At 61.5% G+C, this 13,021-nt stretch carries 15 protein-coding genes; 7 read left to right on the top strand and 8 right to left on the bottom strand.

The window, feature by feature from the left end:
- Positions 1–21: 21 nt before the first annotated feature.
- Entirely contained in the window at positions 22–1,488 is a 1,467-nt protein-coding gene (ansP, locus tag AC2CGQ_RS13040; RefSeq protein WP_004939697.1) for an L-asparagine permease, read from the bottom strand.
- A 432-nt stretch (positions 1,489–1,920) separates the two neighbouring features.
- A complete protein-coding gene (locus tag AC2CGQ_RS13035) occupies positions 1,921–2,358 on the bottom strand; it encodes a PACE efflux transporter (RefSeq protein ID WP_004939694.1) in 438 nt (145 codons plus the stop codon).
- Positions 2,359–2,470: 112 nt separating this feature from the next.
- Here AC2CGQ_RS13035 and AC2CGQ_RS13030 point away from each other — a divergent pair, with 112 nt between their 5' ends.
- Complete coding sequence (locus AC2CGQ_RS13030) at positions 2,471–3,364, top strand: LysR family transcriptional regulator (protein ID WP_004939692.1); 894 nt, start codon at positions 2,471–2,473, stop codon at positions 3,362–3,364.
- Positions 3,365–3,380: 16 nt separating this feature from the next.
- On the opposite strand, the gene AC2CGQ_RS13025 is transcribed toward AC2CGQ_RS13030, so the two are convergent.
- Positions 3,381–3,944 carry a DedA family protein gene (locus tag AC2CGQ_RS13025; RefSeq protein ID WP_021503987.1) on the bottom strand — a complete coding sequence of 188 codons (564 nt, stop codon included), beginning with the start codon at positions 3,942–3,944 and terminating at the stop codon, positions 3,381–3,383.
- A 50-nt stretch (positions 3,945–3,994) separates the two neighbouring features.
- A complete protein-coding gene (locus AC2CGQ_RS13020) occupies positions 3,995–4,672 on the bottom strand; it encodes a DJ-1/PfpI family protein (RefSeq protein WP_021503986.1) in 678 nt (225 codons plus the stop codon).
- A 91-nt stretch (positions 4,673–4,763) separates the two neighbouring features.
- Between AC2CGQ_RS13020 and AC2CGQ_RS13015 the strand changes: the two genes are divergently transcribed.
- From AC2CGQ_RS13015 to pbpG, 3 genes are all read left to right on the top strand, one after another.
- Positions 4,764–5,708, top strand: a complete 945-nt coding sequence (locus tag AC2CGQ_RS13015; protein ID WP_015377043.1) for a GlxA family transcriptional regulator — start codon at positions 4,764–4,766, stop codon at positions 5,706–5,708.
- A gap of 45 nt (positions 5,709–5,753) precedes the next feature.
- Positions 5,754–6,857, top strand: a complete 1,104-nt coding sequence (locus AC2CGQ_RS13010) for an adenosylhomocysteinase (protein WP_075684756.1) — start codon at positions 5,754–5,756, stop codon at positions 6,855–6,857.
- Positions 6,858–7,008: 151 nt separating this feature from the next.
- Positions 7,009–7,938 (top strand): D-alanyl-D-alanine endopeptidase, encoded by a 930-nt coding sequence (pbpG, locus tag AC2CGQ_RS13005; RefSeq protein WP_048322449.1) that lies wholly within the window; start codon positions 7,009–7,011, stop codon positions 7,936–7,938.
- 34 nt (positions 7,939–7,972) lie between these two features.
- Here pbpG and AC2CGQ_RS13000 read toward each other — a convergent pair whose 3' ends face one another.
- Positions 7,973–8,428, bottom strand: coding sequence for a GNAT family N-acetyltransferase (locus AC2CGQ_RS13000; RefSeq protein ID WP_004939676.1), 456 nt, complete (start codon positions 8,426–8,428; stop codon positions 7,973–7,975).
- 76 nt (positions 8,429–8,504) lie between these two features.
- On the opposite strand from AC2CGQ_RS13000, the gene AC2CGQ_RS12995 reads away from it, so the two are divergent.
- From AC2CGQ_RS12995 to AC2CGQ_RS12985, 3 genes are all read left to right on the top strand, one after another.
- The gene (locus AC2CGQ_RS12995) at positions 8,505–8,909 is read left to right on the top strand and encodes a VOC family protein (RefSeq protein WP_015377047.1); all 405 of its coding nucleotides are present in this window, start codon (positions 8,505–8,507) and stop codon (positions 8,907–8,909) included.
- 79 nt (positions 8,910–8,988) lie between these two features.
- Complete coding sequence (locus AC2CGQ_RS12990; protein ID WP_254071067.1) at positions 8,989–9,951, top strand: alpha/beta fold hydrolase; 963 nt, start codon at positions 8,989–8,991, stop codon at positions 9,949–9,951.
- A 102-nt stretch (positions 9,952–10,053) separates the two neighbouring features.
- On the top strand, positions 10,054–10,974 hold the full coding sequence (locus AC2CGQ_RS12985; RefSeq protein WP_004939666.1) for a DUF808 domain-containing protein: 921 nt from the start codon (positions 10,054–10,056) through the stop codon (positions 10,972–10,974).
- 42 nt (positions 10,975–11,016) lie between these two features.
- Here the strand turns inward: AC2CGQ_RS12985 and AC2CGQ_RS12980 are convergent, their stop codons facing one another.
- The 3 genes from AC2CGQ_RS12980 to AC2CGQ_RS12970 form a co-directional block, all read right to left on the bottom strand.
- Entirely contained in the window at positions 11,017–11,100 is an 84-nt protein-coding gene (locus AC2CGQ_RS12980; protein ID WP_016928643.1) for a small membrane protein YohP, read from the bottom strand.
- Between the two features lie 103 nt (positions 11,101–11,203).
- Entirely contained in the window at positions 11,204–11,743 is a 540-nt protein-coding gene (locus AC2CGQ_RS12975; RefSeq protein ID WP_015377049.1) for a GNAT family N-acetyltransferase, read from the bottom strand.
- A gap of 111 nt (positions 11,744–11,854) precedes the next feature.
- Positions 11,855–12,880 (bottom strand): MerR family transcriptional regulator, encoded by a 1,026-nt coding sequence (locus tag AC2CGQ_RS12970; protein WP_015377050.1) that lies wholly within the window; start codon positions 12,878–12,880, stop codon positions 11,855–11,857.
- Between the last annotated feature and the right edge of the window lie 141 nt (positions 12,881–13,021).

The raw sequence follows: 13,021 nt of genomic DNA, 5'->3' as shown, positions 1-13,021 counted from the left end.
CCCGGAGGGCGGTTTGTCGATTCAGCGTTGGCTCTGTTCTTCGTGAGCCTGCTGTTCCAGCTTCACTTCCTGCGCGCGTTTGCGCAGGCCGAACCAGCCCAGCGTCAGCAGCACCGCCAACACCGGAATGGTGGCGATGGTCCAGGTGCCGTTCGGGTAGTCGAAGGCCATCATCACCACCACGACCAGCAGGAACGCCAGCGTCAGCCAGGAGGTGAACGGCGCGCCCGGCATTCTGAACGACACCGGCTGCGCGCGGCCTTCGCGCACGGCTTTACGCAGGCGCATCTGGCAAACGATGATAAACGCCCAGGAGGCGATGATGCCCAGCGAGGCGATGTTCAGCACGATCTCGAACACCTGCGCCGGCACCAGGTAGTTGAGCACCACGCCGATCACATAGATGCCGCAGGTGACCAGGATGCCGGCGTAAGGCACCTGCTGGCTGCTCATTTTGGCCATCAGCTTCGGCGCGGAGCCGCCCATCGCCAGTGAACGCAGGATGCGGCCGGTGGAGTAGAGGCCGGAGTTGAGGCTGGACAGCGCGGCGGTCAACACCACGATGTTCATGATGGTGCCGATGTAAGGCACGCCCAGCTTGCTGAAGAAGGTGACGAACGGGCTTTGGCCGGCCTGATAGGCGTTCCACGGCAGCAGCAGCACCAGCAGCACCACGGAGCCGACGTAGAACAGGCCGATACGCCAGATCACGCTATTGATCGCTTTAGGCATCATTTTGGCCGGATCTTTACACTCGCCGGCGGCGGTGCCGATAAGCTCGATGCCGGCGAAGGCGAAGATCACCCCTTGCACCAGCACCAGAGCAGGCAACAGGCCGTGCGGGAACATGCCGCCGTTTTCGGTGATCAGGTGCATGCCGGTAGTGTGGCCGGCGACCGGGGTGCCGGTGCCGAGGAAGACGACGCCGACAATCAGGAACAGCGCGATGGCGGCGACCTTGATCAGTGCGAACCAGAACTCCATCTCGGCGAACCACTTCACGCCGATCATGTTCATGGTGGCGACGATACCGAGCGCGCCGAGGGCGAACAGCCACTGCGGCACGTCGGCGAAGGTGCCCCAGTAGTGCATGTACAGCGCCACGGCGGTGATGTCGACGATGCCGGTCATTGCCCAGTTGAGGAAATACATCCAGCCGGCGACGTAAGAGGCTTTTTCACCGAGGAATTCGCGGGCGTAAGAAACGAAGCTGCCGCTGGAAGGGCGATGCAGCACCAGTTCGCCCAGCGCGCGCAGGATGAAGAAAGAGAAGATCCCGCACACCAGATAGACCAGCGCCAGCGCCGGCCCGGCCAACTCGAGACGGCCGCCGGTACCGAGGAACAAGCCGGTGCCGATGGAGCCGCCGATGGCGATCATTTGGATTTGCCGGTTGCCCATGCTTTTGTGATAACCGGATTCATGAGAGTCTAGCCAGCGTCTTCTGGCGGCGTGTTTGTCATCCGCCGACTTTTTTTGTGAGTGCATTATCCGTCCTGTTTACCTGTCTATGTTAACCCTGCTCTTACCGAGAGCAAACGATTGCTATGACCAATCGTCATGAGAATGAGGTCGTGGCATCATTCCGCTGTTTATTGTGTATACAGCCATCATTAAAATAACGGCGAAGCATGCTACCTTTTCTCCGTAATGGTGGCAAAAAATACTGCGCATAAAACGTGAACAAGTGTGTTTATTTTTTAATCCAAATATAAAAGGATATATTATTCAAAAAGATGTGATGTTTTATCAAGACGGAAATATCGAAGAATAAAAAGTGATTAAAATCACAAAATAATAATTACCGTGCAAATTACAGGGTGTTGTTCTTATATTTCGCGGCGAGAAATAAGAGGAAGGAAATGGCGACCCGCGCAGAAAATGGGATAAAGCAGCGGGTCGGTGGGTGCGTAACGAGTCTTAGGCCGATTCACCGGCCGGCAGTGCCGATGCGGGCAGGCCGAACAGCTTGTCGAACGCCCAGTTAAACAGGAAGGTGTAGCAAGGAATGATAACGATCAGCGCCATATCCAGCAGCAGCGCCTGCCACAGCGTGATGCCCATCCACCAGGCGATCAGCGGGATCAGATACACCACCAGCGTCAGCTGAAAGCCGACGGCGTGCAAAATGCGGCGTTTGAGCGTGCGGGTGCGCGACACCTGGCGGCTTTCCCACCACTCGAATAAATAGTTGTAAATAAAGTTCCAGCTGACCGCGATGGTGGTGATCACCACCGCCAGCGGCCCGGTGCTGCTCGGCGCATGGCCCGACAGCAGCGCCAACCCCAGCGCCGAGATCGCCATGCCGATGATTTCATAAGCGGTGACATACACCAGTTTGCGTTTGACGCCTTGCATCGTTTTCTCCCGATCTGTTTTTAGTTGCCTCTGTGGCGACGGCGGCTAAGATAACGTCAACCACATTGATAGAAAAAGTCAGGAGTTGTCAGTTTTACTGACAGATAAAACAATGAATTTCTCCAGCGACAATATCGAACTGTTTTTGGCGGTGCTCGATCGCGGCTCGTTTTCCGCCGCCGCCCGCGCGCTGCGGCGCGTGCCCTCCGCCGTCAGCATGGCCATCGCCAACATGGAGGCGGAGCTCGGTTTCGCCTTGTTCGACCGTTCTCACCGTGAACCGACGCCGACCGCGCTGGCGTTGGCCCTGGCGCCGCACGCCCGCCTGATCGCCGGGCAGCTCAAGCAGCTGCAGGTGCACGCCATCGAACTGTCTCAGGGGCTGGAGAGTCGGCTTTCGATCGGCGTGGCGTCGGATATCAACGGCGCCGGCCTGCTGGCGGCGGTGAAAACGCTGTCGCAGCGTTATCCGCTGCTGAACATCGAAGTGCTCAGCGCGCCGCAGGACGACGTGTTGCACATGCTGCACGAGGGGCGCATCGGTGTTTGTCTGGCGTTCGGCGGGCTGAACGTCAACAGCGCGGAACAGTTCCACTTCGTCGGCGCGGAGTCGCTGGTGGCGATGCTGTCGCCGCAGCACCCGGCGCTGGACGGCGCGGCGGGTGAGCTGTTTCTCGAGGATCTGGTCAACGTGCGGCAGATCATGGTGGCCAGCCGCGATCTGCCGATCGGCGATCTGCGTCCCCAGGTGGCGGAGGCGTACTGGCGCACCGACAGCCTGCCGATGGCGCTGAACATGGTGGAAGCGGGCCTGGGCTGGGGCAATTTTCCGCTGTCGCTGGCCGAGCCGCTGCTGGCGCAGGGGCGTCTGGTGCGGCTGAAATTCAAAAACACCAAGAACGAGCTGCGCTTGCCGATGCATTTGATCTGGCTGAAGAACCGCCCGTTGGACAAGGCGGCGCGCGAGCTGGTCGAGCTGATGCGCGCGGCGCCGCAGGAAAGCTGACGCCCGCTGCGTTTGCTTACTCCGGGTGGCGTTTACGCCACCAGAAACGCACCAGCAGGATAGCGGCGATCGCCAGCGCGACAAACAGCAGGCTGGAGAGCTTTTTGTCGAAGCCGGTAACGAAGCGTTCGATCGCCTGGCCGCCAAAATAACCGAGCATGACGAAGATCGTCGCCCAGAGAATGGCGCCGAGGATGTTCAGCGGCACGAAGCGCGACGGCGGCAGGCGGCTGGCGCCGATCAGAACCGGGCCGATGATGCGGAAACCGTACATGAAACGCACCCCGATAACGAACAGCATCGGGTGGCGGGCGATCAGCCTTCTGGCGCGCGCGATGCGCTTTTCCTGCCCCTTGAGCCGCGAGATGACGCGGCCTTCGAACCGGCGGCCGGCGAAGTACAGCAACTGATCCCCCAGCGTGCCGCCCAGCGCCACTACTGCGATCACCCACGGCCAGTGCAGCAGCCCTTCATGGGCGGCGATGCCGCCCAGCAGCGTGATGGTTTCCCCCTCAGCCAGGCAGCCGATAAACAACGCCCAGTAGCCATAGTCCGTAATGTAGTGGGCCAAATCGGTCATTCCTTACTCCTTATGTGGCTGACGCATAAGGGCAAGTATACGCCCGATCGCTAGCCTTGGGCGATCTGGGCCACCAACGCTCTGCGCTGCGCCAGACTTTCCGCCATTTGTGCCTGTACCCTGGCGTAAATGTGCGGCGGGGCCAGTTCCGGCGTGCCGCCGGTGAACGGCGGGGCCGGGGCGTATTCCAGATAGAGTTGGATCGTTTGGGCAGTGTCTTCGCCGTGCAGTTCGGCGATCAGCGCCAGCGCGAAATCGATGCCGGCGGTAACGCCGCCGCCGCTGATCACGTTGCCGTCACGCTCTACGCGTGCAGCGCTGGGTATGGCGCCGAACAGCTTCAGGCTGTCGCGCATCGACCAGTGGCAGGCGGCGCGTTTGCCCGGCAGCAGGCCGGCGGCGGCCAGGATCAGCGAACCGGTGCATACCGAAGTCAGATAGCGGGCATCGGCGCCCAGCCGCCGGATTTGCTGCATGAATGCTTTATCCTGCAGCGCCTGGGTGCAGCCGCTGCCGCCCGGCACGCACAGCACATCGCAGCGTGCGATCTCCGGCAGCGGGCGCAGCTGGGTGAAGTGCAAGCCTTCCGACTCGACATCCGCGCCGTCTACTGAAGCGACGATGATTTCCGCGCCCGGCATGCGGCGCAGAAACTGCAGTGGGCCAGTGAAATCGAGCTGGGTGACGCCTTGATAGATGGGAAATACAATCACGAGTGGTTCAGACATGACATTCGCCTCATTTTTATCGTTGGACCTGAGCCATAATAGCCGCCCTGCATTTGGCTGATATGACAGATAACCCTCAAAAAGCGCCATCATGAAAACGATCGGTTTTGTGGTTTTTCCCGGTTTCAACCTGCTGGACTTTGCCGGCCCGCTGGCGGCGTTCGATAACGTCAACCAGTTCACTGACCCGCCGGCCTACCGCTGCGTGGCGATCTCGCCGCAGGGCGGTATGGTCGCCAGCTCGGCCGGGGTGGAAATCGCCACGCAGCCGTGCGGCGACGAGCGTTTCGATACGTTGGTAGTGGCCGGCGGCAGCGGCAACGTGATGGCGGCGCAGTCACCGGCGCTGGTGGCGTTCCTGGCCAACCAAAGCCGACGAGCGCGGCGTATCGCCAGCGTATGCACCGGGGCGTTTATTCTGGCGGCCTGCGGGCTGCTGGACGGCAAACGCGCCACCACTCACTGGTATCATGCGGCGCGGTTGCAGCAGAGTTATCCGCGTATCCGCGTCGACAGCAACCGCATTTTCATCCGCGACGGCGATATCTGGACCTCGGCGGGCATCAGCGCCGGCATCGATCTGGCGCTGGCGCTGATCGAGGACGATCTGGGCGCCACCCTGGCGGCGGCCGTGGCGCGGCAGCTGGTGGTCTATCACCGCCGCCCCGGCGGGCAGTCGCAGTACTCGCTGCTGCTGGCGTTGAACCCGTCGTCGGATCGCATGCGCGCCGCGCTGTCGTACGCGCGTGAACATTTGCACCAGCCGCTGTCGGTGGCGGATCTGGCCGACGCCGCCTGCCTGAGCGAGCGGCAATTCGGCCGGCTGTTCCGCGCTGAAACCGGGCAGACGCCGGCCAAGGTGGTCGAGCAATTGCGGGTAGAGGCGGCCAGGGTGCGCATCGAAGAGAGCGCCGAGCCGCTGGAAGCGATCGCCCGCTCGGTGGGGTTCAGCGATCCGGAACGCATGAGGCGGGCGTTTATCCGCGTATTTGGCCTGTCGCCGCAGGCGATCCGCCGGCTCGGCCGCGCGGGATAACTTTTTTGCCACGCCTGGCGGCGGGGTACACCAGAGGAGCAACGGATGTATCAGGATTTTGACAGTGAATTGAGCTGGGCGATGCGTCATATGCCGCGCACCCGGGCGGCGGTGGCGGCGTTGCCGGACCTGCACGGGGTGCGGCTGGCGTGCAATATGCACCTGGATCTGAAAATGGCGCCGCTGGTGGCCGGCCTGCTGGACAAGGGCGCGGCGATCTTTCTGACCACCTGCAATCCCACTACGGTGCAGGACGACGTGGTGGCCTGGCTGGAACGGCGGGGCGCGCAGGCCTATGCCTGGCGTGACATGAGCGCCGGCGAATGGTCGGAATCTTTCGATCGCGCGTTGGCCTGGCAGCCGACCCACCTGTGCGAAATGGGAGCGGATTTGACCACCCGTTTGCACCAATCGCCGAACGGCCCGCAGATCGTCGCCGGGCTGGAGGCCACCGGATCGGGCATCAATCGGTTAAACGGCGTGGCGCCGCGCTACCCGATCTTCAACTGGGACGATCTGCCGGTGAAAGAAGGGCTGCACAATCGGCATATGGTTGGGCTGACCGCCTGGCACACCTTCTTCCAGACCACCCATTTGACGCTGCATGAAAAGCGCGTGCTGGTGATTGGCTACGGCCTGGTCGGGCAGGGGACGGCGGCCGCGGCCAGGGCCTACGGCGGCCAGGTGATGGTGGCGGAAATCGATCCGGCGCGTGCGCTGCAGGCGCGTTATGACGGCTGGCAGGTGGTGGATCTGGCGAGCGGGGTCGCGCAGGCGGACGTGATCGCCACCGCGACCGGCGCGAAAAACGTGCTTTCGGCGCAGCATCTGCAACAGGCGCAGGACGGCGTATTTATTCTCAACGTCGGCCACGTGGCGGAAGAGATCGACGTCGGCTTCCTCAAGGGCCTGCAGCACCACGAGCCGATGCCTTATGTGAACGCTTACCAACTCAATGAGAAGACGGTTTATTTGCTGGCCAACGGCTCGATGTTCAACCTGACCGCCGGCTACGGCGACAGCCTCAACGCCTTCGACGTCACGCTGGCGGTGATGGCGGCCGGCATCGGCCATATCGTCGGTGCAGGGGCGCGGCAAACGCCGGGGTTGTACCTGTTGCCGCAGTCGGCCTGGCAGCCGGCGCTGTAACTTTTTCTACGCGGGCGTTCATCCCAGAGCGCCCGCGGGCTGTGCCGATTTTCGGCCGACAGAATTTGTCACAAATCCGCCCTATAATCCCAGTGCCAAGCGCTGAACCCTCACATATAATTCGCTGAGTTCAAGCCCCCATTTCAGAGTAATGCCTGTGAAAATACGTGTTTTGGTTCTGACCCTGCTCGCTTTGCAGGCGGGCGCAGGCTTTGCGCCGCGCGCGCTGGCCAGCGACAACGCTGCCGCCCTGCACGCCACCCAGCCTGAGCTGGCCTCCGGCAGCGCGATGGTCGTCGATATGCAAACCCATAAGGTGATGTACGCGCGCAACCCGGATGAAGTGGTGCCGATCGCCTCGATCACCAAGCTGATGACCGCCATGGTCACGTTGGACGCGCACCTGCCGCTCGACGAGATGCTGTCGGTGGACATCCACCAGACGCCGGAGATGAAAGGGGTGTATTCACGGGTGCGGCTGAACAGTGAAATCAGCCGCAAAGATATGCTGCTGCTGGCGCTGATGTCGTCGGAAAACCGCGCGGCCGCCAGCCTGGCGCACCACTATCCGGGGGGCTACAACGCCTTCATCAAAGCGATGAACGCCAAGGCCAGGGCGCTGGGTATGACCAACACCCATTACGTGGAACCGACCGGGCTCTCTATTCATAACGTGTCGACGGCGCGCGATCTGACCAAACTGCTGATCGCCACCAAGCAATATCCGTTGATCGGCCAGCTCAGCACCACCACCGAGCGCATGGCCAGCTTCAAGGATCCGAACTACACGCTGCCGTTCCGCAACACCAATCACCTGGTGTACAACCCGAAATGGAACATTCAGCTGACCAAGACCGGCTTCACCAACCAGGCGGGGCACTGCCTGGCGATGCGCACCGTGATCGGTAACCGCTCGGTGTCGCTGGTGGTGCTGGACGCCTTCGGCAAATACACCCACTTCGCCGACGCCAACCGTCTGCGCAGCTGGATTGAAACCGGCAAGGTGACGCCGATCCCGGCCGCCGCCCGTGACTATCGCCGCCAAAAAGACGCCCGTCTGGCGAAGAACGACAGCGAATAACCCGCCTGACGGCCTGCTCGTTTGCAGCAGGCCGCTATCGGCCCTCGGGCCGTCTGATGACAAATCCCCGCTCGCGATCGCCGTCGAAACCCGCTTTGAGATAAAGCTGGTGCGCGCCGGTGCGTTGCTGCCCCGACAGCAGCATCACCTTGTAACAGCCTTTACGCCAGGCCAGCTGCAGCGCGTATTCAATCATGGCGAGCGCTACGCCGTGGCCGCGGTAGGGCTCCGCCGTCACCACGTGTTCGATGACGCCGAACGGCTGCGCCTGGTGCGCCAGCCCCGGGATCAGCGCCAGCATGCAGGTGGCGATCGGCTGTTCCTCGTCCGCCGCCACCACCAGGCGGATCGCCGGATCGTCCAGCAGGCGTTGCAGGGCACGGCGCGCGTCGTCGGCGCGCAGCGGCGCGTCCTGCGGGCGCAGCTCGCGATACAAGGCTAACAGGCCGTTGAGATCGTCCGGCTGCGCCAGGCGATGAATGATGCTCATGATTGCTCCTTTCCGCCGCTTCAACGGTAATCCGCTATCCTCCATTAATACCACAACGATTGTCGGAGGGGATGTTATGAGTCAGGTTTCGACCTTTGTCATGTTCCAGGGAGAGGCGCAGCGGGCGATCGACCTTTACAGCCAGGTGTTCGAGCGTTTTCGGCTCATGCAGGTGCAGCATTACGATCCGACGCCGGACGGCCGGCGGTTGATCAAGCATGCGTCCATCGATTTCGACCGGCAGAACCTGGTGTTCATCGACAGCCCGATCAGCCATGACTTCAGCTTCACCCCGGCGGTGTCGCTGTTCATCAACCTGCCTAACGAAGAAGCGTTGGAGCGGGCGTTCCACCGGCTGGCGGAAGGCGGCAAGGTGCTGATGCCGCTCGATGACTACGGCTTCAGCGCCCGGTTCGGTTGGCTGAACGATCGTTTCGGCCTCTCCTGGCAGCTCAATGTGCCGGCGGGCGATCTGCCCTGACGCCAAGGGCGTGCAAAAGGGATGGTAGCGCCTGCGGTTGTTTCATATGCTTACCCCCGTGGTGGCAGGGAGTTCTGCCGTGGGCAATACCGACAACATCATGGAAAGGTGCGCTTTGATTGATTTTGACCGCTATGTTGAGCAAGCGAAGTCTTACGGCGAGTGGCCGGGCGGGCACGTGGAGATGTCGTCCGGTCGCGTTGAGGGATTGAGCTATCGCCTGTATCGGCAAACTGCCGCGAGTGCAGACGTGATGGTGGTGTATCACGGCGGCGGGGTTAACAGCGCCGCCGGGTATGACGTTCTTGCGCGCCAGTTGGCGGCCGAGCCAACGCTCGCGGTGTGCCTGGTGGATATTCGCGGACATGGCGATTCCACGGGAGAGCGGGGGACGGTTGAGCGGCCTGAGCGTATTTGGCGCGATGTCGATGTCATCCTGGCGGAAATGCGCCTGCGTTTTCCGTTGGCGCGCAGGCACCTGCTGGGCCATTCGAGCGGCGCCGGGATGTTGCTCAACTACCTGACCCGCTATCCTTGCGAGCAGCAGGCGGATAGCCTGATCCTGCTGGCGCCCGAGCTGGGGCCATTTTCCGGCATAGCCCGCGATCTGGCGGCGGCTCGTTTTGCCCAGGTGCGTCAATGGCCTTTTGTGGCCAATGCGCTTAGCGGTGGGCGATGGTTCGGGCAATCTCGGGCGGTCAGCCTGAATTTTCCCCCGGCCGTACTGGCCGCCGCCCCCGATTTTGTCTGCCAATACAGTGTCAATATGGCTAACGCCTTGACGCCTCGCGCCCCGGCCAAGCAACTGGCGGCGCTGCGATTACCGACTTTGCTGCTGGCGGCCGCGCAGGACGAGTTGTTCAATGCGCAAGCGATGCAGCGTTTCGTTGAACAGCATGGCAGCGTGCATGTGGCATTGGGTTTGCTTGAGGGGAGTACGCATTTATCGTGCGTCTTTGATGCCCATCGCCTTGTCCTTCAACATATCTCGCGTGTGTCCGCTATCGGATCCGATGAGGGGCTGGCGGGCGAGGGGGCTTAACGTCCACCCGGCGTTTTCCGAGATCCTCCCATATCCTTTTATGACGCTTTACCGCTATGCTAAACATAGAATGGCCCGTGAATATGAAAAGGATGAATCATTTTGGCAGGAAGTAGTTTACTTACCCTTATCGACGACATCGCCTCATTGCTGGACGATGTCTCTTTAATGAGCAAGATGGCGGCGAAAAAAACCGCCGGGGTGTTGGGGGACGATCTGGCGCTCAACGCGCAGCAGGTCACCGGCGTTAAAGCCGACCGCGAGCTGCCGGTGGTGTGGAGCGTCGCTAAAGGCTCGCTGATCAACAAGGCGATCCTGGTGCCGTTGGCGCTCTTGATCAGCGCCTTCGCGCCCTGGGCGATTACGCCGCTGCTGATGGTGGGCGGCGCCTACCTGTGTTACGAAGGGTTCGAAAAGGTGTTTCACAGCCTGAGCCACGGCAAGGCGGCACAGGAGGAAAAATCGGACGGGCCCGGCGCCAATGAGGATGCCGCAGCCTATGAGAAGCGCAAGGTGAAAGGGGCGATACGCACCGATTTTGTGCTGTCCGCCGAGATTATCGCCATCACCTTGGGCACGGTCGCCGGCGCCACCTTCAGCCAGCAGGTGATCGTCTTGTGCGGCATCGCCGTCGTGATGACGCTCGGTGTGTACGGCATTGTCGCTGGCATCGTCAGGCTGGACGATCTGGGGCTGTACCTGAGCCGCAAAGGCAGCGCGTTGGCGCGCGCCATCGGCAGCGGCATCGTGCGCGCCGCGCCTTATCTGATGAAAACGCTGTCGATCGTCGGCACTGTCGCCATGTTTATGGTCGGCGGCGGTATTCTGACCCACGGTCTGCCGCCGGTGCATCACCTGTTCGAAGATTGGGCCTCGTACACCACCGTGGTGCCGACGTTTGGCCATCTTTTGCAGGGTGTGGTTCCGGCCCTGCTGAACGTGGCGTTCGGGCTGGTGGCCGGCGGCGTGGTGCTGGCGGTGGTATCGGCGCTGGGGGCGGTACGCGCGCGTTTCAAGGCATGATGAAAAGTCTCGCCCCGGAAGGGGCGGGACGTATTAAGCGCATTAAAAGATCAGTTTGAGAACGCCGGTAATCGTCAACAAACCCACGATAAAGATGATGGCGACTATCCACAGAATAATTTTCATTTGATTCTCCCTTACCGGTTAAAGGTGGCGTGCGATTGGCGCTAACTCAATGAAATCACTCTTCACTATAGACGCTAACTCCCTATCGTGCGTCGCCATGCCTTCAAGGATGCTGATTGTCGCCCGCGCCCAGCGCGCGCTGCATGATGTGGGTGTCGCGCCACTCCCCCAGCTTGAATCCCACGGCCTTTAACGTCCCGACGCTGGTAAAGCCGAGCGACTGGTGCAGCGCCAGCGAGCCGCGGTTGGCGGCGGAATCACCGACGATCGCCAGCATCTGGCGCCAGGGGCCTTGCTCGCAGCGGGCGATCAGTGCGCTCAGCAGCGCCTTGCCGACGCCTTTGCCCTGCTGCCCTTCGGCGATGTACACCGAGTCTTCCACGGTAAAGCGGTAAGCCGGCCGGGGGCGATACGGCGTGGCATAGCAGTAGCCCACAATACGGCCTTCACTTTTCGCCACCAGCCAGGGCAGCCCGGCTGCTTGCACCTTGGCCAGCCGCAGCTGCATTTCCGCCCGCGTCGGCGGTTGTTCTTCAAACGAGGCGGCTCCGTGCAGCACGTGGTGGGTGTAAATACGCTGCACGGCGGCCATATCGTCCGGTGTGGCGTCAAGGAGGCTGAGTACGGGAGCGGAGAGCGTCATGGCGGGTCTGTTTACCTTGAAAATCAGTGGATAAACGCCATTATGCGCGCCGCTTGCCGCCGGGGTAAATCGGGTTTTCTTATGGTGAGATAAGAAAACCCTATGGGGTCGTCAACCGCGCATCAGCCGGGTCACGGCCTGGCGCAGATAGGCCAGCAGCGGCGGAGTCAGCCAGGTGCCCTCGGTCAGCGAGGGTTCCCGTTCCATCGCTTCGCGGATCTTCATTTGCGTCGCCGGGTTGGTGCCTGCATAGGATTGGAACAGCGCCAGCCAACTGGCCGCCAATCGCACTGCCTCCGGCGAATCGGACGGTATGCCGTCGTTCATCGCTTGATGGAATTGAGCGATCAGAGCCGGCCACTCCTGCAGGCGGGTGAAATAGTGTTGACGCACATAGGCGTACTCTTCCGCCGACAGGTATTTTTGATAGACAGCCAGCTTGGTTTCGGCAAAGGCGCGGGTGATGTAGTCCGTCATCGTCGGTGTAATGCCGGTCTGTTCGCGCATCGACGGTTCGTCGGCGTGCATGGCGTTCAGCCGGGTGAGAAAGGCCGGGTTGCCGGCGGTGTCGCGCTCCAGCATCAGCATCCAGCGGCGCGCCAGCGCCTGTGCCTGTGGCGCCTGAGGTTCGACGCCTTCCGCCATCAGTTGTCCCACGCTGCTCACCAATGCAGCCCATTCCTGATTGCGGGTGGGATCGGCCTGGTAGAACGGCAGTTGCGCCAGCTCATCGGCGGTAAAGTATTTATCGTACATGGTCATTAACTCCAACGTAGTTAGCCAGTCGTTCAGTTCTGGTTCGTGCCCGGCGGAGAGTTGGGCATGCATGTATTGCAGCCGGCCGCGCAATGCGGCGATCTGTGCCAACTGCTGGTCCAACATGGCGATCTGCTGCTCAATCACCGCCGGAAGCGCCAGCCCTGAACGCGCCAGAATTGCCCCGACTTCCGCCAGCGAAACGCCCATCCGGCGCAGCGCCTGGATGTGGTGCAAGCGGGTGATGTCAGCCCGGTTGTATAAACGATAACCGGCGTCGGAACGCGCAGAAGGGACCAGCAAGCCAATGCTGTCGTAGTGATGCAGTGTGCGAACGGTAATGCCGGAACGGCGCGCCAGTTCGCCGACTTTCAATAACATATGTAGCTCCTCCCTTGTGCGTGCCAGGATACTAAAGCCTGACGCCACGTAAGGGTCAAGAGCGGGAAGAAAAGATGACGTTTTAAAAATCGGTGGGCGCTTGATAGGCAAAAGCCCAGCTGGATGGCTGGGCTTCGCAGG

The sequence above is a fragment of the Serratia sp. DFXYC6 genome (assembly GCF_057196085.1).
Note: the sequence above shows the minus strand (reverse complement) of the source record. Positions and strands in the feature narration are given on the sequence as shown.